Source organism: Pseudoxanthomonas sp. 22568 (genome assembly GCF_052044485.1).
Lineage (GTDB): Bacteria > Pseudomonadota > Gammaproteobacteria > Xanthomonadales > Xanthomonadaceae > Pseudoxanthomonas_A > Pseudoxanthomonas_A beigongshangi.
Window position 1 is genome coordinate 114,643 of sequence record NZ_JBQENC010000010.1, and the last position, 20,445, is coordinate 135,087.

The 20,445-nt window shown below is 68.6% G+C and carries 15 protein-coding genes and 1 pseudogene; 10 read left to right on the forward strand and 6 right to left on the reverse strand.

Translation table 11 applies throughout. From position 1 onward, the window contains the following. Positions 1-102: 102 nt before the first annotated feature. The 3 genes from ACTJI2_RS13950 to ACTJI2_RS13960 form a co-directional block, all read right to left on the reverse strand. On the reverse strand, positions 103-1,575 hold the full coding sequence (locus tag ACTJI2_RS13950) for a DUF1501 domain-containing protein (RefSeq protein WP_440842509.1): 1,473 nt from the start codon (positions 1,573-1,575) through the stop codon (positions 103-105). Positions 1,576-1,584: 9 nt separating this feature from the next. Beyond that, a complete protein-coding gene (locus tag ACTJI2_RS13955) occupies positions 1,585-3,306 on the reverse strand; it encodes a DUF1800 domain-containing protein (protein ID WP_203322513.1) in 1,722 nt (573 codons plus the stop codon). Between the two features lie 376 nt (positions 3,307-3,682). After that, positions 3,683-5,080, reverse strand: a complete 1,398-nt coding sequence (locus tag ACTJI2_RS13960; RefSeq protein WP_183642299.1) for a GntP family permease — start codon at positions 5,078-5,080, stop codon at positions 3,683-3,685. A 192-nt stretch (positions 5,081-5,272) separates the two neighbouring features. Between ACTJI2_RS13960 and ACTJI2_RS13965 the strand changes: the two genes are divergently transcribed. The 3 genes from ACTJI2_RS13965 (at position 5,273) to ACTJI2_RS13975 (ending at position 11,589) form a co-directional block, all read left to right on the forward strand. Continuing rightward, positions 5,273-7,492: a TonB-dependent receptor gene (locus ACTJI2_RS13965; RefSeq protein ID WP_440842510.1), complete on the forward strand. Its 2,220-nt coding sequence runs from the start codon at positions 5,273-5,275 to the stop codon at positions 7,490-7,492. Positions 7,493-7,667: 175 nt separating this feature from the next. Further along, a complete protein-coding gene (locus ACTJI2_RS13970; RefSeq protein ID WP_440842511.1) occupies positions 7,668-11,024 on the forward strand; it encodes a hybrid sensor histidine kinase/response regulator in 3,357 nt (1,118 codons plus the stop codon). Positions 11,025-11,100: 76 nt separating this feature from the next. After that, positions 11,101-11,589, forward strand: a complete 489-nt coding sequence (locus tag ACTJI2_RS13975; protein WP_318288847.1) for an NUDIX hydrolase — start codon at positions 11,101-11,103, stop codon at positions 11,587-11,589. A gap of 454 nt (positions 11,590-12,043) precedes the next feature. Here ACTJI2_RS13975 and ACTJI2_RS13980 read toward each other — a convergent pair whose 3' ends face one another. The 3 genes from ACTJI2_RS13980 to ACTJI2_RS13990 form a co-directional block, all read right to left on the reverse strand. Further along, on the reverse strand, positions 12,044-12,490 hold the full coding sequence (locus tag ACTJI2_RS13980) for a GNAT family N-acetyltransferase (protein WP_183642289.1): 447 nt from the start codon (positions 12,488-12,490) through the stop codon (positions 12,044-12,046). A 33-nt stretch (positions 12,491-12,523) separates the two neighbouring features. Further along, positions 12,524-13,189, reverse strand: coding sequence for a response regulator transcription factor (locus ACTJI2_RS13985; protein ID WP_183642286.1), 666 nt, complete (start codon positions 13,187-13,189; stop codon positions 12,524-12,526). Positions 13,190-13,319: 130 nt separating this feature from the next. Beyond that, a complete protein-coding gene (locus ACTJI2_RS13990; RefSeq protein WP_183642283.1) occupies positions 13,320-14,084 on the reverse strand; it encodes a 3-hydroxybutyrate dehydrogenase in 765 nt (254 codons plus the stop codon). Positions 14,085-14,282: 198 nt separating this feature from the next. Here ACTJI2_RS13990 and ACTJI2_RS13995 point away from each other — a divergent pair. The 7 genes and pseudogenes from ACTJI2_RS13995 (at position 14,283) to ACTJI2_RS14025 (ending at position 20,369) form a co-directional block, all read left to right on the forward strand. Beyond that, a pseudogene (locus ACTJI2_RS13995) lies at positions 14,283-16,024 on the forward strand (3-hydroxybutyrate oligomer hydrolase family protein). A gap of 128 nt (positions 16,025-16,152) precedes the next feature. Then, entirely contained in the window at positions 16,153-16,749 is a 597-nt protein-coding gene (locus tag ACTJI2_RS14000; RefSeq protein ID WP_440842533.1) for a CDP-alcohol phosphatidyltransferase family protein, read from the forward strand. 52 nt (positions 16,750-16,801) lie between these two features. Further along, a complete protein-coding gene (gene phaE, locus ACTJI2_RS14005) occupies positions 16,802-18,100 on the forward strand; it encodes a class III poly(R)-hydroxyalkanoic acid synthase subunit PhaE (protein WP_440842512.1) in 1,299 nt (432 codons plus the stop codon). Continuing rightward, positions 18,097-19,164 (forward strand): class III poly(R)-hydroxyalkanoic acid synthase subunit PhaC, encoded by a 1,068-nt coding sequence (locus ACTJI2_RS14010; protein ID WP_440842513.1) that lies wholly within the window; start codon positions 18,097-18,099, stop codon positions 19,162-19,164. Before phaE ends, ACTJI2_RS14010 begins: the two co-directional genes overlap by 4 nt. Positions 19,165-19,268: 104 nt before the next feature. Beyond that, a complete protein-coding gene (locus tag ACTJI2_RS14015; RefSeq protein WP_440842514.1) occupies positions 19,269-19,658 on the forward strand; it encodes a DUF5329 domain-containing protein in 390 nt (129 codons plus the stop codon). A gap of 40 nt (positions 19,659-19,698) precedes the next feature. Next, positions 19,699-19,902: a PspC domain-containing protein gene (locus ACTJI2_RS14020; protein WP_141453235.1), complete on the forward strand. Its 204-nt coding sequence runs from the start codon at positions 19,699-19,701 to the stop codon at positions 19,900-19,902. A 50-nt stretch (positions 19,903-19,952) separates the two neighbouring features. After that, positions 19,953-20,369, forward strand: coding sequence for a hypothetical protein (locus ACTJI2_RS14025; protein ID WP_440842534.1), 417 nt, complete (start codon positions 19,953-19,955; stop codon positions 20,367-20,369). The last annotated feature ends 76 nt before the right edge of the window (positions 20,370-20,445 follow it).

Genomic DNA, 20,445 nt, shown 5'->3' on the forward strand with positions numbered 1-20,445 from the left:
ACAGGTCACGAACGCTCAAGCGCGGCGATGACGGGCCGATGTCCGTCATCGCCAACGGCGCGGGGCAAGCCTTGGCGCCGATCGCGATGCTGCCGGGTGGTGTCAGCGTTCGCGGCGGGTGAGGAAGCGGTCGATCCGACCGCGCCGCTGCCAGTCAGGCGCGGACGCGGATGCACCGTGGTCGGCGACGGCGCGGGTGCCCGCCAGAGGCGCCGAGCGCGGGGTCGCCTGCATCGCCATCGCGCTGGCCGCCAGGTCGCTGCCCTGGACAATGCCCAGCGGCGCGTAGCCGCCGTAGCCGGGGAATACCTGCGACAGATTGGCGTTGCCCATCCGCCGGATCAGGATTTCGGATATCACCCGCCGATAGTCGGTGGTCACCGGCACGTCGCCAAAGGTGGGTGACAGGGTTTCCGGATTGAGTCCCGGCCAACTGCCGTAGAAGCGGCGGCCGTTGACCGGTCCACCGAGCACCAGCAATGGATTGCCGTAGCCGTGATCGGTGCCGCCATTGGCGTTCGCGCGCACCCGGCGGCCGAACTCGGACTGCACGACCACCGTGACCCGCGCCATCTCGCCACCGGCGTCGAGTTCGTTGAAGAACGCCTGCAACGCCGAGGAAAGTTCGGCGATCTTGTTCTGGTAGTAGTGGTAGCCACTGCCGGCGGTGCCCTGGCCCTCGTGGGTATCCCAGCCGCCCAGGTCGAGGGTGGCGTAGCGCAGGCCGAGATTGAAGCGGATTGACTGGGCGATGGTCCACAGCTGTTGCGCGAAGTTGCCGGTCGGCCAGCCAGCCGGCAGGGAGCCATAGCTCTGCTGGGCGATCAGGCGCAGCGACGCGTCGGCGCGCTGGCCGCTCAGCTGCAGGCCGGTGCGACCGCTCCACAGATCGGCCAGGGTCTCGTTGACGCCGCGAAAACCGGTCGGCGAATCGGGGCGGCGTTCCTGCCAGGCGTAGGCGCCCGCATTGAGCCGGAAGTCCGACGCACTGCCCAGGGTCAGCGCGGCGGTGGAGGCGAGCAGTCCGGCCGGCTGGGTGGTGCCGATGCCCAGCGCGGGCAGGGCTGCCGCCGGCGTGCCGGCGGGACGGCTGTCCCAGGCGCGCGTCATCCAACCGCTGCCGGTGCCGAACTTGCCCGGCGTGCCGAGATCGATCGACAACTGCGCATCGAAATGGCTGCGGGTGACCGAGGTGGCCATGCCGGCGGCGTGCACGATGCCCAGGTGGCCGCTGTTCCAGAGATCGCGCAGGCCGGTTGCGGAAGGATGCAGGCCGAAGCCGGTGGCGGCGCCGCCGGCCAGGGTCAGCGGCAACGCGGCGTAGGTGCCGCTGATCGGAATCGACAGGTCCGGCCGCGCCTGTTCGTAGAACGTGCGGTCGTCGCCGCTGATCGGCACGACCAGGTTCAGGCCGTCCATGCCGCCGCGCAGGAACAGGTGCACCACGGTGTCGTAGGCGTTGGTGGCCGCGCTGGCGTCCTCGGAGAACGCCAGGATCGAACCTGCTGCGCCAACCACGGCGGCGCCGCAGCAGCCCTTCACGAATTCACGGCGGGTCAGGGTGAATCGGCTCATGCGGTCACCTCAGCGGGCCATGAATTCGGGGGACATCAGGATCAGCGAGACCAGGCTGCGCAGGCGCTGATGGTTGTAGTGGCGCTTCAGATCGTTCACCGCCCAGGCATCGGTGTCGGTGATCACGTAGCTGGCCGGATCACCGTTCTGCGCCATGAAGCCGACCAGCGTCTGTCGGCGCGCCGCCTCGGGCTGGTAACCCAGCAGGCGGTTGCACCAGAACGTCACCAACGTATTGGCGGTCCATTGCGCCGCCGGCACGCCGGCGCGCGTGGCGGCCAGGATCGGACTCAGTGGCACTCCACCGTCGCTGGTCTCGGTCAGCCAGTTGAGCAGCTTCCAGGTCATCGCCAGCGAGTTGGCGCCGGACCAGGCCAGGCCGGTGTCCGGATAACCGTTGGGCGCGGCCCAGTTGTAGGGCAGGTGGCCGGTGAACCCCATCCGCCACATGAATTCGTCGCTCTTCTCGTGATCGAGCCGCAAGGTCCAGTCGTGCCCCAGGGCGCGCATCGCCGCCACGGTGGCCTCGAACGGGCGGCGATTCTTCCAGCCCCAGCCGTTGATGAAGTCATCGGAGTTGAGGATGTGGCGCAGCACGATTTCGATCTGATCCGGGCGTTGCCAGTTGGCCCGGAACAGCGCGGCTGCGCTGTCGACCAGCGCCTGTCGCGGCGTGTCGGTGACGAAGCGCCGGATCAGCTTGCGGCAGATGAACTTCGCCACCCGCGGATGGCTGGCCAGGCGATCCAGCACGTCGCGCCCGTCCTTCATCGCCGGCTGCTCCGGGTACAGCATCCGCCCCAGCAGGAACTTCGGCCCGGCGTCGTGCCAGGACTGCCGGTAGACGAAGGTGCCGTCGTTCTCGGCGGGAAACTCCCAGTGCCCATTCTTCGCCGACCAGCCGGTGAAGGCCGCGGCGGTTTCGTACACGTCGATGTCCGTGTAGCCGATCGGATAGGACGGATCCTCCGGGCAGGGCGGCACCTCGAAAGGATCGGTGAAACCCAGGTAGTTCTCGGCGCCCAGCGTGTGCAGTTCCAGCAGTTCGCGTGCCCAGTTCTCGTTGGGACCGGAGCGCGAGTTGTTGATGTTGTCCAGAAAGTACAGCATCGAGGTGCTGGTGGCGACGGCTTCCAGCAGGGCACGGAAATTGCCCTTGGCATGCGCGCGGATCACGTCGCGGGTGTAATGCGGGAACAGCGGGCCGGCGCTGAATTCGGTGACCAGCACGTTGAAATGGTCGTGCCAGAAGTTGACCACCAGTTCACGCAGCTGGCGACGCGAATGCACCGCGCGCACGAAGGCCGCGCGCTGCACCTCGTTGGCCGGCCGCATGCGGATGGCATAGTCGGGATCGGCGGCCACATGATCCGCCCACAGCTGCGCCAGCGACTTGCCCAGGGTGGTGTAGCCCGCGGCGGCGAGCCGGTTCTCCACCGCGCCATCGTCGATGGCCTCCCAGTCCAGTTGCCAGTCGACGTAGTTGGCCAGGCGCTGGCGATCGTTGTCGCCCAGTGCGTTGAACTCGGCCACGGTGGTCGCGGTGGCGCCATAGCTGAGCCGGTTCAGCATCCTCACCGCGAACGGCGGCGCCGGCAGGGTCAGCAGGCGCGGTTCGCTCATGTCCTGGGCGACCTGGCCACCCGTCGCGGATTCGCGCTCCGGAGCGCCGGCGAGCGTACCGCGTTCACCGCCGCGCAGGCCGTACAGGCGCCGATGGCGTTCGCGCACGGCGGCCCGCTGCGATTCGGCGGATGGTGCGGAGCTCGCCGGTTCCGCGGGGGGCGACCCGCGGCCTCGCCGCAATGCCAGTGGGGTACGGGTACGGAACGCGGTCGGACGGACCGTGAAGGCTCGGCGTGTCATCGTGGTGGCTGGTTTCCCCGGAATCGTCGCCAGTATTCGGCAAGCGGGGCGAACACGACTGCGACCGCGCGCACAGGCCGATGCGTCCGTTGCGCGGAGCGGGTGGCATCGGGACGGCGGGCGCGCGCCGGTCCTTCGTTCGTTTCCCTTCCGCGCAAGCGCGGCCAGCGGCAGGCGTCCCGGAAATCGTCCGTCGACCGGGAGGAAGCGACGATGCCCAGCCGCGTGGTGACGCCCGGATTCAGATCCAGCCGGTCAGGTAGAACAGGGCAATGATGAAGAACACCGCCATCGTCTTGATCAGGGTGATGGCGAAGATGTCCTTGTAGGACTGGCGGTGGCTCAGGCCGGTGACCGCCAGCAGGGTGATGACCGCGCCGTTGTGCGGCAGCGTGTCCATGCCGCCGGAGGCCATCGATGCCACCCGGTGCAGCACGTCCATCGGGATGCCCGCCGCGTTGGCGTTGGCGATGAAGCTGTCGGCCATCGCTGCCAGCGCGATGCTCATGCCACCGGAGGCCGAGCCGGTGATGCCGGCCAGCGCGGTCACCGAGATCGCCTCGTTGACCAGCGGATTGGGAATCGCCTGCAGCGCGTTGGCCACCACCAGGAAGCCGGGCAGGGCGGCGATGACCGCGCCGAAGCCGTACTCGGAGGCGGTGTTCATCGATGCCAGCAGCGCGCCGCCGATGGCGCTCTTGGTGCCCTCGGCGAAGCCGGTGAACACCGGCCTCCAGGCGAACAGCAGCACGCTGGCGATGCCGACCAGCAACGCGCCCTGCACGGCCCAGATCGCCGCGACCTTGGAGACTTCCTGCACCACCGGCGCGGGATTGCCGATCACCGCCGGCACGAACGATTGGCTCTCGCCGTACCAGCCCGGAATCCAGCGCGAGAACAGGAAATTGGCCACGCCCACCAGCAGCAGCGGAAGCACCGCGATCAGCGGATGCGCCAGGCGATCGCCACGGAAGGGTTCGGGTTCGTTGCGCAGATCGCCGCCGTAGCCTTCGCCAGCGCGTTGCGCCACCCGGCGACGCCATTCCAGGTAGCCCATGCCCAGGATGAGGATGAACACCGCGCCCAGCGTGCCCAGTACCGGCGCCGCCCAGGCGGTGGTGCCGAAGAACGAGGTGGGGATGATGTTCTGGATCTGCGGCGTGCCCGGCAGCGCGTCCATGGTGAAGGTGAACGCGCCCAGCGCGATGGTGCCCGGCACCAGCCGCTTGGGGATGTCGCTCTGGCGGAACATCTCGGCGGCGAACGGATACACCGCGAACACCACCACGAACAGCGACACCCCGCCATAGGTCAGCAGCGCGCACACCAGCACGATCGACAGCATCGCCCGCTGCCGGCCGACCAGGCGGATGGTGCCGGCGACGATCGACTTGGAAAAGCCGGAGATCTCGATCAGCTTGCCGAACACCGCGCCCAGCAGGAACACCGGGAAATACAGCTTGAGGAAGCCGACCATCTTGTCCATGAACAGGCCGGTGAACATCGGCGCCACCAGCGAGGGATCGGTCAGCAGGACCGCGCCCAATGCCGCGATCGGCGCGAACAGGATCACGCTGTAGCCGCGGTAGGCCACGAACATCAGGAAGCACAGCGCGGCCAACACAATCAGGAAAGACATCCGTGGCTCCTCGGCGCCGGTGTTCGATGGGTCGGCCGCCAATGGCCGGACAGATGGCGGGAGTATCGACAGCGCCCCGGCGGCGGCCCACTGTACGAAGGTACGATGCCGGTCCGTCCGGTCCGCCTCTAGCCTTCTCCAGCATCGGCGACAACCGTCCGCCGCACGCATTCCCGGGAGGAGGGGATATCCATGAAGCGGAAGCATTTGAGCCTGGCGATCGGCACCGTGTTGCTGGCGTCGGCACCCTGCGCGTTCGCGCAGGACACGGGGACAGACAGCGGCCAGGCGGCCAGCCGGGCGACCACCCTGGATTCGGTCACGGTGACCGCGCGCAAGCGCGAGGAAACCCTGCAGGACGTGCCGGTGGCGGTCACCGCGTTCACTTCCGAGAGCCTGGACAAGATGAATGTCCGCGACATCGGCGATCTGGACGCGCAGGTGCCCAACCTGACCATCTACGCGGCTCGCGGTTCGACCAGCACGGTCACCGCCTATATCCGCGGCATCGGCCAGGCCGATCCCCTGTGGGGTGTGGATCCGGGCGTGGGCATCTATCTGGACGACGTCTACATCGCCCGTCCGCAGGGCGCCCTGCTGGACGTGTTCGATGTCGAGCGCATCGAGGTGCTGCGCGGTCCGCAGGGCACCCTGTACGGCAAGAACACCATCGGCGGCGCCATCAAGTACGTCTCGCGCGGCCTGCCGACCGAGACCCAGGGCTTCGCCTCGATCACCGTCGGCAACTACAACCAGCTCGACGCCAAGGCCGCCATCGGCGGCTCCCTCGGCGGGGCCGACAGCGGGCTGCGCGGACGGGTGGCGGTGGCCAGCATGAACCGCGATGGTTTCGGCGAGAACACCCATACCCGCCAGGATGTCAGCGACAAGGAAATCAATGCCGCGCGCCTGCAGCTGGGCGCCTATGCGGGCGACAACTTCGACGTGCAGTTCGCGTTCGACTGGATGGACGACCAGTCGGGCGTGCGTGGCGCCAAGATGCTGGCGGCCAATCCGCTGGCACCGGCGTATCCGCCGACTTCGGATCGCTACGACATCCGCAGCGCGATGCGCAACGTCAACGACACCACCATGAAGGGCGCCTCGGCCACCTTCAACTGGCGGGTCAACGAGGACTGGGCGTTGAAGTACGTCGTGGCCAAGCGCGAGTCCGACACCGAGACCAACATCGACTTCGACACCACGCCGCTGACGCTGGTGGACGTGCGCGCGTTCTACAACGACAGCCAGGTGAGCCACGAAGTGCAGGCCAATTACGACGGCGGCGGCCGCGCGCGCGGCGTGATGGGCATCTATGCTTTCGACGGCGACGCCGGCGGCCAGGTGCTCAACCACTTCTGGAACCCGGCCCTGCCGAACGCGCTGACCAACCCGCTGTTCGGCGATACCCAGGGCGTGGTCAATACCCAGAGCATCGCGGTGTACGCGGACTGGACCTTCGACCTGACCGACAGGCTCAAGCTGGACGTGGGCGCGCGCTACACCGACGAGGACAAGCACGCGATCGCGCTGAATCGCTTCTACACCGGGCTGGACTACGGCACGGCATGGGGCACGGCGGCGAACTTCGACAAGACGGTCAATTTCAAGAACTTCTCGCCCAAGGTCTCGCTGGATTACCAGATCACGCCCGACGTCATGATCTACGGCCTGGCCTCGCGCGGATTCAAGTCCGGCGGCTACAACATCCGCGCCAACACCACCGCGGTGCCGCGTTCGGGTGAGCCGTTCGACGACGAGAAGGTCGACAGCTTCGAGATCGGCAGCAAGATGTCGTTGCTGGATCAGCGCATGTTCCTCAACCTGGCCTACTTCTACAACAAGTACGAGGACATCCAGCTGTCGGTGTTCACCTCGTACACGTTGCCGAACGGCGCGCAGAGCTTCTTCGGCGACTTCACCAACGCCGGCAAGGGCACGGTGCAGGGCCTGGAAGTGGAGTACCAGTGGCTGCCGACGGTCAACTGGCTGATCAGCGGCAACCTCGCCTGGCTGGACGCCAAGTACGACGAGTACATGGATCGCGGCGTCAACGTCGCCGACCAGCAGAAGTTCACCAACGCCCCGGAATTCTCCGGTGCGCTGAACGTGGAATACCGCACCGATCTGGCCAATGGCGGCAACCTGTCCGCGCGGGTGGGCTATGCCTACCAGAGCGAGGTGTGGCCGACCACCGATCTGAGCCCGTTGATCAGGCAGGACGGCTACGGCCTGCTCAACGCGGGCGTGATCTGGAAGGTCAACGACGCCTGGTCGTTCTCGCTGCAAGGCAGCAACCTGGCGGACAAGGAATACCGCACCACCGGCTACAACATCGGCGCCTACGGCGTGCTGACCGGCTTCTATGGTCCGCCGCGCCAGTACACGCTGACCGCGCGCTACGACTTCTGAGGTCGATGGCGGCAAACGATGGGAAAACGGCGGCGGCAGGNCTGCCGCCGCTGCGTTATGCTCCGCCGATGCCAGCATGTACTCCGCCGCGTCGAGTGTTTTCCGGGATCGGCTTCGATGCCGGCGCGCATCGCGGCGGAGCCATCGACGGACCGCCGACCGCCCGGGTCGTCACATGCTGAGCCTGTGGGTGGTCGCGCTGGCCGGACTGGCCTGGCTGGCGCTGATGTTCGGCACCGCGCTGTACGGCGAGCGGCGTCCCGCCGTATTCGCCCGCCACTGGCAACATGTCTACGCGCTGTCGCTGGCGGTGCACTGCACCTCGTGGACCTTCTACGGCACCGTCACCCAGGCCGCCCGTTATGGCTGGCCGCTGCCGCCGACCTTCCTCGGCGCCATCCTGTTCTATGCGCTGGCGGTCGCGTTCCTGATGCGGCTGGTGCGGCTGGCGCGCGAGACCAACGCGACCTCGCTGGCGGATCTGATCGCCACCCGGCTGGGCCGCGATGCCTGGCTGGCGGGCACGGTCACCCTGGTCGCCGCGCTGGGCCTGATTCCCTACATCGCGCTGCAATTGAAGGCGGTGGCGATGAGTTTCGCCACGCTCACCCTGGAGGCCGGCGAGGCGGGCCAGGCGTTGCCGTTCTGGCGCGACAGTGGTCTGTACGTGGCGCTCGCAATGGCGCTGTTCGCGATGCTGTTCGGCACCCGCCGGGCCAGCGCGGCCGAGCACAATCGCGGGCTGGTGCTGGCGATGGCGTTCGAGTCGATCTTCAAGCTGGCGGCGATGCTGGCGCTCGGCGCCTTCGTCTGGTTCGGCCTGCGCGAATGGCCGGAGCTGCCGCCTGCGCCGCTGCCGCCGCAGCCATCCGGCGGGTTCGCGCCGTTCGTATTGCTGGGCGCGCTGGCGATGTTCATCCTGCCGCACCAGTTCCACGTGGCGGTGGTCGAATGCCGCGACGAGCGACACGTGCGCACCGCGCGCTGGCTGTTTCCGCTGTACCTGGTGCTGATCGCGCTGCCCGGACTGCCGCTGGCGCAGGCCGGCATGGCGCTGCTGGGTGGCGCGGTACCGTCGGATATGTACGCGCTGGCGCTGCCGTTCTCGCAGGGCCACGAGGGACTGGCGCTGTTCGCCTTCCTCGGTGGACTGAGCGCGGCCACCGGCATGGTGGTCGTCAGCACGCTGACCCTCAGCCTGATGATCGGCAACCACTGGTTCGCGCCCGGCCTGTTGCGCGGCGCCTGGTCGCGCCGCGACGGTGGCGACCAGCGCGGTGCACTGCTCGCCCTGCGCCGCACCGGCATCGCCGTGATCATGCTGCTGTCGTGGGCCTACAGCCGGCTGGTAACCGGCAGCGACGCACTGGCCGACGTCGGCGCGGTGTCGTTCTCGGCGCTGGCCACGCTGGCGCCGGTGCTGGCGTTCGCGGTGTGGCGCCCGCAGACGCCGCCGCGCGCGGCGATCGCCGGCGTGGTCGCCGGTTTCCTGGCCTGGGCCTGGGTGCTGTTGCTGCCGACCCTACTGTTGGCGTCCGGCAGCGCACCCGAGTGGCTGCGGGAAGGGCCGTTCGGGCAAGCCTGGCTGTCGCCGCAAGGCATGTTCGGCCTGACCGGCTGGAGTCCGCTGGGACGCGCGGTGGGCGTGAGCCTGTTCGTCGGCACGGTCGCCACCCTGCTGGCGATGGCGTGGCGTCGGGAGGCGCCGCACCAGCGGCAGCGCAACCTGGATCGGCAGACCCTGGGCGAAGCCGGGCGGCGTTTCCTCCCGCGCGAGCGGGTGGAGGAACTGCTGGCGGGCGCGCCACGCAACGGACCGGTGCCGGCGGCGATGGAGGCGCGGCTGGAACGCGAACTGTCGGCGGTGCTGGGTTCTGCGTCGGCGCGCCTGCTGCTGGACGCGGCGCGGCGCGAGAGCCGGGATCTGGATACCGTCGCGGCCATCGTCGGCGAGGCCTCGCAGGATCTGCGCTTCAACCAGCAGGTGCTGGAGGCCGCGTTGCACAACATGAGCCAGGGCATCAGCGTGGTCGATCGCGAGCAGCGGCTGGTGGCGTGGAACCGCCGCTACGAGCAGATGTTCGGATTCCCGCAAGAGCTGCTGCAGGTCGGCCGGCCGATCGCCGACCTGACCCGCTGGGCGTTGCAACGCATGCCGCACCGAGGCCAGGACGAACGCGCGCTGCAGCGGCGCATCGCGTTCATGCGCGCCGGCACGCCGCACCTGACCGAGCGGGTGTTCCCCGATGGCAGCATCGTCGAAATCCGAGGCAATCCGATGCCCGGCGGCGGCTTCGTCGCCACCTACACCGACGTCACCGCCTCGCGCCACGCCGAACGCGATCTCAAGCGCGCCAACGAGACCCTGGAACAGCGCGTGGCCGAGCGCACCGCGCTGCTGGAAACCGCCAAGCGCGAAGCCGAGCACGCCAACGACGCCAAGAGCCGATTCCTCACCGCGATCGGCCACGACCTGCTGCAACCGCTGCATGCCGCCCACCTGTTCACCGACGCGCTCGCGCAGCAGTTGCCCGACGACGGCGCGCGCCAGTCGGCGCGGCAGATCCGCGGCGCACTGGATTCCACCACCGATCTGCTGACCGGCCTGCTCGACATGTCGCGGCTGGAAGCCGGCGGCCTGGTGCCGGAGCCGCGCGATTTTCCGTTGTCCGAGGTACTGGAACCGCTGGCGTCGGAATTCGGCGTGCTGGCCGCGGAACACGGCCTGCGTTTCCGTTACCGGCCAACGCGCCTCTGGGTGCACAGCGATCCGCAGTTGCTGCGGCGGATCCTGCAGAATTTCCTTGCCAACGCCATCCGCTATACCGCCCAGGGCGGCGTGCTGCTGGGCGTGCGCCGCGGCGCGCGCGGACGCTTGCGGATCGAGGTGCTCGATACCGGTCCCGGCATCCGCGAGCCGGAGCGGCGATTGATCTTCGACGAATTCCGGCGTGGCGAGGAAGCGGTCGGGCAGGGACTCGGGCTGGGCCTGTCCATCGCCGATCGCATTGCCGGCCTGCTGGAAGCGCCGCTGGGCTTGCGCAGTCGGCCGGGACGCGGGTCCGCATTCACCGTCGATCTGCCCATGGTCGCGACGCCGGCCACGGTGCAGGTTTCGACGGGCGCGTCGCGCGCCCGTCTGGCCGGCCTGCGCGTGCTGGCGGTGGACAATGATCCGGCCGCGCTCGACGCGCTCCGCCAGACCCTGCTGGGATGGGGCTGCGAGGTCGCCTGTGCCGCCGATGGTTCGGCTGCGGAGGCGCAACTGGCGCGTGCGCCGGCTGATGCGTGGCTGTTCGACTTCCACCTGGACGCAGGCGACACCGGCGTGGCGCTATGGCGGCGCTTGTCGGCACGCTTCGAGGCGAGTCCCTGCCTGATCCTGTCCGCAGACCAGACCGACGCCGTCCGCCGCGCGGTGCGCGAAGCGGACCTGTCGCTGCTGGCGAAACCGGTGCGCCCGCTGGCGCTGAAGTCGGTGCTGGACCGCCTGCTGGCGGCGCGTGCGGGCAGCGTGGCCGGCGTGTCGTGAGCCTTGTTTCTCCGCTTGACCGGGAGCGGGACGGCGCGCGCGGCTAGAATGGCGGTTTTCCGACCCACCTCCCGCCATGCCGTATACCCCCATCGTCGCCACGCTCGGTTATGTCCTGTCGCCGGATCGCTCGCAGGTATTGCTCATCCATCGCAATGCGCGGCCCGACGATCAGCATCTGGGCAAGTACAACGGTCTGGGCGGCAAGATCGAGCCGGACGAGGATGTGGTCGCCGGCATGCGCCGCGAGATCCGCGAGGAGGCCGGCATCGAATGCGATGAGCTGGCGCTGCGCGGCACCATCAGCTGGCCGGGCTTCGGCAAGCAGGGCGAGGACTGGCTGGGCTTCGTGTTCCTGATCACCGCGTATTCGGGGACGCCGCACGAGCGCAATCCGGAAGGCGCGCTGGAATGGGTGCCGGTGGAGCGGATCCTGGATCTGCCGCTGTGGGACGGCGACCGCCATTTCCTGCCGCTGGTGTTCGACGCGGATCCGCGCGGGTTCCACGGGGTGATGCCGTATCGCGGGGGCCGCATGGTGTCCTGGCAGTACTCGCGCATCTGACCACGCGCCGGCGCGTCATCCGCATTACGCGGAAAGATGCGGCGAGGTTGTCCACATCCGGTGTGGACCGATTCCGGAGAAACATGTGGATAAGCGCCGGCCGGCCTTGCGCGGCAAGGCTGTCAAGCAGGTTGGCGAAAAAATGACCATTGCGTTTCACGTCCGTGAAACGAATGTTTCAGGTTTTCCACAGCGCATGTGGATGGTTCGCGGACAAACATGTGGATAAGCCCGCGCGGCCCTTGCGCCACGGACCTGTCAAGATGGATGGCGAAAAAATGACCAGGCCGGGACCGGGGCGTGACACCGGATCGCACCCAATGGATTCCAGCGTTCGCGGGAATGCCGAGGCAGGTGTTGCTACCAACGTGGAAGAAGGGATCTCCGACTGAACCGAATCCCGACTCCGGCGACGCAATCCCCAATCCCCAATCCCCAATCCCGGCCCCAAAGCCTACGGTGCCTGGAGATCCCGTCGATAGACGTGCTGGCTCTTGATGCGGATGAACCCCTGGCGTTCGTAGAATGGATGCGACTCCGCGCGGACCACGTTGGAGCGCACGACCAGTCGCGCTCCGCCCTGCTGGCGGACCCAGTCCGCGACCACGGCGACCAGTGCCGAGCCGACGCCGCCACGATGGGCATCACGATCCACCACCAGCCCCGTGATTTCGAAGCTGTCGCCGGCCTCCAGCGACAGGCGCCGTTCGGCGACGATCCAGCCAAGCAGGCCAGGCCCGTCAGCGACCACCCGGATAAAGTGATCCTGGCGCGGCAGCAAGCACCGCAACCGTTCCATCATCACGGGTGCATCGACGGGATAGCCCAGCTGCCCCGACAGGCGGGCAATCTCGGTGGCATCGTCGATCGTGGCGGCGCGTGGTGCGGAAGCGGCGTTCATGCGTGCATCCGGGGCTGGCACGCCATCATCGTCTCACGCCTCGAGTTGGCGGGCGGGGTCGCTGAGTTCCAGTTCACGCAGGATCACGCTCGCCTGGGTGCGGTTGCGCACGCCCAGGCGATCGAAGATCGCCGACAGGTGCGCCTTGACCGTCCGCTCCTGCACGTCCAGGCGATCGGCGATCTGCTTGTTCAACAGGCCTTCGGCCACCAGCGTCAGCACCCGGAACTGCTGCGGCGACAGGCTGGCCAGGCGCGCGGCCAGTTCGGCGTCGTGGCGCGAGGACTGCGCGCGTGCGACGGTGGCGCGCAGCGCAGGCGGCAGCCATTGCTCGCAGGCAAGCACGCTGCGGATGGCATCGCGCAGTTCCTCCAGCCCCGCGCTCTTGGGCAGGTAGCCGGCGGCGCCGTGGTCCAGCGCGCGCCGGACCACCCGTGGGTCATCGTTGGCCGACACCACGATCACCGCGACGGCGGGAAACTGCGCGCGGATCGCCGCCAGTCCGGCCAGCCCGTGGTTGCCGGGCATGTGCAGATCGAGCAACACCAGATCCACGTCGTCGTGCGCGTCCAGCGCCGCCAGCACGCCGTCCAGCGATTCGGCCTCCAGCACCGACATCCGCGCCACGGCATCGGCCGCCGCGCCGCGCAGCGCGGCCCGGAACAGCGGATGGTCGTCGGCGATCAGCAGGGTAGGCATGGGGTTGAGGCCGGGATTCGGGAATGGAGAATCGGGAATCGTAGAAGCGTTTGGCCACGAGCGCGGAAACAAGGCGAACGGAGCTCTTCGCTCTTTCGATTCCCCAATCCCGACTCCCGAATCCCGGTTCTCACTGCACCGTCCAGCCGCCGTCCACGACCAGGGTCTGGCCGGTCATGTTGCGGGCGGCGGGGGAGCACAGGAAGGCGGTGATGCCGGCCAGTTCGTCCATTTCGATGAACACGCCCTTGGGCATCGGCTTGAGCATGATCTGGCTGACCACTTCGGCTTCCGGAATGCCGCGCGTGCGCGCCTGGTCGGCGATCTGCTTGTCCACCAGCGGGGTCTTCACGTAGCTGGGGCAGACCGTGTTGATGGTGATGTCGGTGTCGGCGGTTTCCAGCGCGACTACCTTGGAGAAGCCGACCAGGCCGTGCTTGGCGGCGACGTAGGCGCTCTTGTACGGGCTGGCGACCAGCGCGTGGATGCTGCCGATGTTGACGATGCGGCCGAATCCGCGCTGGCGCATGCCCGGCAGGACCGCGCGGGTCAGCCGCGCCACGCCGACCAGCATCACCTGGATCAGGAAATCCCATTTGCCCAGCGGAAATTCCTCCAGCGGCGAGACATGCTGCAGGCCCGCGTTGTTGACCAGCACATCGACCGGCCGGGAGATCGCGGCCAGTGCGGCGGCGACGCTGTCGTCGGAGGTCACGTCCAGCGCCACCGACTCGGCCGAACCGCCGGCGGCGCGGATGCCGGCGGCGACGGTCTCGGCGGCGGCCGGGTCCAGATCGCTGATGATGAGGTGGTGGCCGGCTTCGGCCAGCCGGCTGGCGACGCCGGCGCCGATGCCGCTGGCCGCGCCGGTGACGAGGATTGAAAGGGTCTGCATGGGGGAACCTCCTGAAAGTGCTAGGTTAGCAGCCGATGGCGGCGGTCCCCGTGGTACCAAAGTACGATGACGGGCCGCACCGCGACGACTAGTTTGGTCGCATCACCCGGACCTGGAATTCTCCCGATGGCGCGTATCGCTCTGGCCGCCGCCCTGACCCTGGCGCTGGCCGCCTGCGGCAGTTCCCCGACCCGAACCATGACCCACGAGACCGTGATCGAACCGCAGCGCGTCACCGAGCACCGCGGCAGCGACGATCTGCTGACCGCCGGCCTGGGCCTGGCCGGCCTGCAGGCGATGACCCCGCCGGCCTTCGCCGACGCCGCCCATCCGACCCCGGCGGAACTGCGCCGGCGCGCACTCTGGAACAACTGGCGCGGCATCGCCGATCTGTCCGCCACCGGCGGTTACGGCGAGGTCTACGGCAGCACCGCCGCGGTGCCCGGACGCGAGTACAGCGCGTTGGCGACACTGCCCGGCGCGAAGCAGCCGCATCGCGTACTGGTGCAGGTGCCCGATGGTTTCGATCTGAAGCGGCGCTGCGTGGTGGTCACCGCCTCGTCGGGTTCGCGCGGCGTCTACGGCGCCATCGCGGTGGCCGGCGCCTGGGGCCTGCCGAAGGGCTGCGCGGTCGCCTACACCGACAAGGGCGCCGGTACCGACTATTTCGATCTGGACACGCAGAGCGGCATGCGCGAGGACGGCAGCGGCGGCGCGCTGGGCGAACCGCTGGCGTTCGTCCCCGATGCCCCGGTCGGCGCCACCGGCGTGGCGGTCAAGCACGCCCATTCGCAGGACAATCCCGAGGCCGATTGGGGGCGGCATGTGAAGCAGGCCGCGGACTTCGCCCTGGCCGCGCTGGATCGCGCGTTTCCGCAGGCCGCGCCGTTCCGTTTCGACAATACCCGGGTGATCGCGGTCGGCATCTCCAATGGCGGCGGTGCGGTGCTGCGCGCCGCCGAACTGGACGGCGACTGGCTGGACGCGGTGGTGGCCGGCGAGCCCAACATCCACACGGACGGTCCCGGCGCACGTTCGCTGTACGACTACACCACCGAAGCGGCGCTGCTGATGCCGTGCGCATTGCTCGCGCTGCCGGCGGACAGCCTGCCGCAACCGCCGCTGCGCGCGCAGGCCGAACCGCTGTGGCAGGCGCGCTGCGCCTCGCTGAAGGCGGCCGGCCTGATCGAAGGCGCCGACGTGGCCGCGCAGGCGCGCTCGGCCCACGCGAAGCTGCGCGAACACGGCTGGACCGACGCCGCACTGACCGCCGGCGCGCTGAGCGTGGGTTTCGATCTATGGCGCGCAATCGCGGTCACCTACGCCTCCGCCTATGGGCGCCATGGCGTCGGCGCGCATCCCTGCGGATTCTCCTTCGCGGCGTTGAATCCCGATTTCAGCGCGCGCGCCGCCACCGCCAGCGAGCGCGCGGCGTGGTGGTCCGACGGCAGCGGGATTCCACCGGGTGCCGGCGTAGGCATCGTCGACACCCGCCTGGCCGCGCCCGATTTCACCCTGCCGGGCCTGCAATGCCTGCGCGCGCTCAACGACGGCCAGGACGAGGCGGCACGGCGCGTGCAGCGCGGTATCGCCGAACTGCGNGCGCGGGACTGCCGGTGATCGTGGTGCACGGCAGCGACGACGGCCTGGTACCGCCAGCCTTCAGCAGCGCGCCCTACGTGGCGCAGGCGAAGGCGGCCGGCCGCGAGGTGGCGTACTGGCAGGTCAGCAACGCACAGCATTTCGACGGGTTCCTGGCACTGCCGGCGTATGCGGCCCGCTATGCGCCGCTGCTGCCGCACGTGTATGCCGCGCTGGACCAGGTGTCGGCGCGGTTGGACGGGCGGGCGGGCGCACCCATGGACCGGGTCATCGGGGCTCGTGGCCGCGGTGCCGGCCGGCTCGACGCCGCGCAATTGACGCTGCCGTCGTCGCCCTGATATCGGGCGTCCGCGACTCCGCCCGGTTCCGGCGGGGCGCGACGATGGCCAGGACACCGTCTCCAGCGCGATTGGGCTAACCTGTCGGCTGGCCATTTCCGGGTGTTTCCGTGTCCCGCCATTTTTCGATGCTTCGCGATTTCCAGCTTGCGGACTGGTTCACGCTGGGCAACGCGTTCTGCGGCACCGGTGCGATCTTCGCGGCGATGCGCTTCCTCCAGGACGGGGTGATCCGCGATCTGATGATCGGCATGGCGCTGATTCCCCTGGCTTTCATTTTCGATGCCCTGGACGGCCGGGTGGCGCGCTGGCGCAAGCAGGCGTCGGTGCTGGGGCGCGAACTGGATTCGCTGGCCGACGTGATTTCCTTCGGCGTCGCCCCGGCCGCGCTCGCTTACGCCTGCGGCATGCAGGGCGGCTGGGACTGGCTGGTGCTGTCGTATTTCGTCGCCTGCGGCGTCAGCCGGCTGGCGCGCTACAACGTCACCGCCGAGTCGCTGGCGGGTGACGACGACAAGGTGAAGTACTTCGAAGGCACGCCGATTCCGACCAGCCTGGTGCTGGTGGTGGTGCTGGCGGTGGCGGCCTATCTGGGCCACATCGGCGAGGCGCTGTGGCTCGGCGGCTGGCGGTTGGGGCCGTGGCTGCTGCACCCGCTGGTGCTGCTGTATGCCGTGTCCGGCACGCTGATGATCAGCAAGACCCTGCGCATCCCCAAGCCCTGACCGTCACCCGCGCGTCGCCGCGCGCGGCTAGAATCGGGGCACAGGAGGATTTATGGCCGAGCATGCACCACCGGGCGCGGGCGACTTCGAAGCGATGGCCCGCCAGTTCTGGAATCTGTGGGGCGACGCCCTGCGACAGGCTTCCGGCGCGGCCGCGCCGGCACCGGCGCCCGCCTGGACGCAGGCGCTGGACTGGTGGAGCCGGCTGATGCCCGGCGGCCGAGGTCCGGCCGAGGATGCCTTGCACCGGTTCCGCCAGCAGAGCGGCGACTGGTACGGGCTCATGCAGCAGGTGGCCGCGCGGTTCGCGGGCCAGAACGCCGGTGCCGGCGACGTGACCGCGGCCTGGAAGCAGGCGTTGGGCATGGATGCCGGGCAGGGGCCATGGATGGATTTCTTCCGTGGCCTGCAGGGCGGCGGGGCGGGCGGGTTCGAACACTGGTACCGGCAGGTTTCGCCGTACATGGACAACCTGCGCCGCGAGAACGAGCGCTGGCTGCATCTGCCCGCGTTCGGCCCCGCGCGTGAACACCAGGAGCGCTGGCAGGCGCTGGCGCAGGCCCAGCAGGACTACCAGCAGGCCCTCGGCGAATACGAGCGGGTGATGCTGAAGGTCGCGGGGCTGGCGTTCGAACGGTTCGAATCGCTGCTCGATGCGCGTGCCGAGCCCGGCCAGCAGATCACCAGCGCGCGTGCATTGTTCGACCTGTGGATCGACGCCGCCGAACAGGCCTATGCGGAAGTGGCGCTGTCACCGGAATTCCGCCACGTCTATGGCCACCTCACCAACACCCAGATGCGTCTGCGCCTGGGCGTGCAGACGGAAATCGAGCAGATCTGCGTGGCCCTGGGCATGCCCGGCCGCACCGAGGTGGATTCGGCGCACCGCAAGATCGCCGAACTCGAACGCCAATTGCGCCGGATGAGCCGCCGGGACGACGCACTGGATCCGCGCGACGCCGCGCAGCCCGCGCGCCGGCAGGCACCGCGTGCCGGCGGTGAAGGGCGCCGAGGACAGGATGCTCCGGCCGCGCGCGCGACGCGTCCGGCGAAACCGCGTGGCGATGCGAAACCTGCCAGCGCCCCGCGGGCGGCAACCGCGACGGCCGCGAAGATCTCCCGTGGCGCCACCGGCGCGAAGCCGGCCAAGGCGGTGAAGCCAGCGAAACCGGCGAAGCCGTCCGGCACCGCAAAGGCGGCAAAGTCGGCGGAGAAGGCTCCGGTCCGTTCCGCGCGTGGCGGTGACGGCGAAGTGGTGTCGATGAAGGACTGGGTGGCGCGCAACGCCCATGACGGCGGCGCCACCGCCGGACGCGGCAAGGGCAAGCGCGGGCAGGGAGGACGCAAGTGAACGGTCCCCTGAACATCAGCGTCGACGAACTCGCGCAGGAAACGTTGCAGGCGCAGCAGAAGCTCGCCGCCGGGCTGAAGACCCTGCCGCAGGTGGAGGATGTCGACTACGGCGCCACCCCGCGCCAGGAAACCTGGCGTGACGGCCGCGCGGTGCTGTACCGGTTCGTCGGTCCCAAGGCGCCCACCGCGGAAGTGCCGCTGCTGATCGTCTACGCGCTGGTCAACCGTCCCTACATGGTCGATCTCCAGGAGGATCGCTCGCTGGTGAAGGGATTGCTGGCGCTGGGCGAAGACGTCTACGTGCTGGACTGGGGCTATCCGGATCGTTCGGACCGCTTCCTGACACTGGGCGACTACATCAACCGCTTCATCGACGGCGCGGTGGAGCACCTGTGCCGGCAGCACGGCCTCCCGGCAATCAACGTGCTGGGCATCTGCCAGGGCGGCGCGTTCTCGCTGTGCTATTCGGCGTTGCATCCGGAGCGGGTGCGCAATCTGATCACCATGGTCACGCCGGTGGATTTCCACACCCCGGACAACATGCTCTCGCACTGGACCCGCGAGATGGACGTGGATCTGTTCGTCGATGCGATCGGCAACGTGCCGGCCGACATGATGAATGCCTGCTACCTGATGCTGAAGCCGTTCCGGTTGAACCTGCAGAAGTACGTCGGCCTGGTCGACGTACTGGACGATCGCAAGGGCCTGGAGGATTTCCTGCGGATGGAGAAGTGGATCTTCGATTCACCGGATCTGGCCGGCGAGGCGTTCCGCCAGTTCATCAAGCAGTTCTACCAGGGCAACGGCTTCGTCAATGGCGGCATCGATATCGATGGCGAGGAAGTGCATCTGGGCGACGTCGACATGCCGGTACTGAACATCTACGCCGAACAGGATCACCTGGTGCCGCCGAACGCCTCGCGCGCGCTGCGGGATCTGGTCGGCACCGAGGACTATACGGAACTGAGTTTCAAGGGTGGCCACATCGGCATCTACGTCTCCAGCCGCGCGCAGCGCGAGGTGCCCGGCGCGATCCACCAGTGGCTGGCGCAGCGCACGTAAGTACGAGGCGGGGGCCGCTGGCGGCCGCATGCCGCCCGCGGTTGCGGCCGGTTAACCGACGGTCGCTTAGGCTGCGCGGCCTGGACTGAGTGCGGGACACCAACATGCGCAAGGGAATTCTTCTTTCATTCGTGTGCGGCATCGGCCTGGCCTCGCAGGCAATGACCGTGTCGGCGGCGCCTGGCGAGCAGGCCCGGCGCGAGATCACCCAGTTGATGGATGGACTGTCCAACTCCGCGTGCGAGTTCCAGCGCAACGGCAAGTGGTATGGACGGGCCGACGCGCGCGCGCACCTGCAGCGCAAGTACGAGTACCTGCTGAAGCGGGATCTGGTCGACACCGCCGAACAGTTCATTGAGCGCGCCGCCAGCAAGAGCAGCATGAGCGGACGCGCCTACCGGGTGCGGTGTCCCGGCCAGCCCGAGGCCGACGCGAGCGCCTGGTTCCTGGCACGGTTGAAGGCGCTGCGTGGTTCAGGTGCGCCGCCGCGCTGAGCGCTAGACTGGCCGCGACGACTGTGGGGAGCCGATCACCATGAACACCGCGTCCAAGCCATTGGCCCGGTCCCTGAACGACCGCATGCTCGCCGGCGTGATGGGCGGCATCGCGCACCGGTTCGGCTGGAATGCCACGCTGCTGCGCGCCGTGTTCGTGATTGTCTCGATCGCCTCGGCCGCGTTCCCCGGCATCCTGGTCTATCTCATCCTGTGGCTGCTGATGCCCAACGAGGCGGATTGAACGAGCGGGCGCGAACGCCCGTCTGGCTGCCCGCGTTGCGCGGGCTGGGCATGCTCTGGGCCTTGCCGAACACGCTGGTCGGCCTGCTGGCGGGGAGCCTGGGACTGGCGTTCGGCGCGCGCGCGCGCTGGAGCCGGCGTGACTGCGCGCTGGTGTTCCACCACTGGCCGTGGGGGCCGGGTGGCGCGATCACTTTCGGCAACACCATCCTGCATACCGGCGACAGCCTCGATTCCGCCTGCATCACCTACGAGCAGCGCGCCGGCCACCGCGAACATCCGCCGATCAGGCTGGGCGACCACGAACGCGCGCATGTGTTCCAGTACATGGTGCTGGGGCCACTGTTCCTGCCAATCTACCTGCTGTGCGGCGGGGTCAGCGTGCGCAATCCGTTCGAACGCGCCGCCGACCGCTACGCGCTGACCGGTCGCGGCTGGTGGCCGGGCGGAGAAGCCGCGAAGCGATAGTTCCCCACGAAGGTTCGGGTGGTCGCGGCTTCCTGCGGGAATGCGAAGAGGCCGGTATCGCGATGCGGCGAACGGA

What these genes read in the sequence shown, in the direction of transcription:
- ACTJI2_RS13950 (WP_440842509.1), bottom strand. Translation starts at nt 1,575, where the DNA reads ATGAGCCGATTCACCCTGACCCGCCGTGAATTCGTGAAGGGCTGCTGC.
- ACTJI2_RS13970 (WP_440842511.1), top strand. Translation starts at nt 7,668, where the DNA reads ATGCTGAGCCTGTGGGTGGTCGCGCTGGCCGGACTGGCCTGGCTGGCG.
- ACTJI2_RS13990 (WP_183642283.1), bottom strand. Translation starts at nt 14,084, where the DNA reads ATGCAGACCCTTTCAATCCTCGTCACCGGCGCGGCCAGCGGCATCGGC.
- ACTJI2_RS14015 (WP_440842514.1), top strand. Translation starts at nt 19,269, where the DNA reads ATGCGCAAGGGAATTCTTCTTTCATTCGTGTGCGGCATCGGCCTGGCC.
- ACTJI2_RS14020 (WP_141453235.1), top strand. Translation starts at nt 19,699, where the DNA reads ATGAACACCGCGTCCAAGCCATTGGCCCGGTCCCTGAACGACCGCATG.
- phaE (WP_440842512.1), top strand. Translation starts at nt 16,802, where the DNA reads ATGGCCGAGCATGCACCACCGGGCGCGGGCGACTTCGAAGCGATGGCC.
- ACTJI2_RS13980 (WP_183642289.1), bottom strand. Translation starts at nt 12,490, where the DNA reads ATGAACGCCGCTTCCGCACCACGCGCCGCCACGATCGACGATGCCACC.
- ACTJI2_RS13965 (WP_440842510.1), top strand. Translation starts at nt 5,273, where the DNA reads ATGAAGCGGAAGCATTTGAGCCTGGCGATCGGCACCGTGTTGCTGGCG.
- ACTJI2_RS14025 (WP_440842534.1), top strand. Translation starts at nt 19,953, where the DNA reads ATGCTCTGGGCCTTGCCGAACACGCTGGTCGGCCTGCTGGCGGGGAGC.
- ACTJI2_RS13960 (WP_183642299.1), bottom strand. Translation starts at nt 5,080, where the DNA reads ATGTCTTTCCTGATTGTGTTGGCCGCGCTGTGCTTCCTGATGTTCGTG.
- ACTJI2_RS13975 (WP_318288847.1), top strand. Translation starts at nt 11,101, where the DNA reads ATGCCGTATACCCCCATCGTCGCCACGCTCGGTTATGTCCTGTCGCCG.
- ACTJI2_RS14000 (WP_440842533.1), top strand. Translation starts at nt 16,153, where the DNA reads ATGCTTCGCGATTTCCAGCTTGCGGACTGGTTCACGCTGGGCAACGCG.
- ACTJI2_RS13985 (WP_183642286.1), bottom strand. Translation starts at nt 13,189, where the DNA reads ATGCCTACCCTGCTGATCGCCGACGACCATCCGCTGTTCCGGGCCGCG.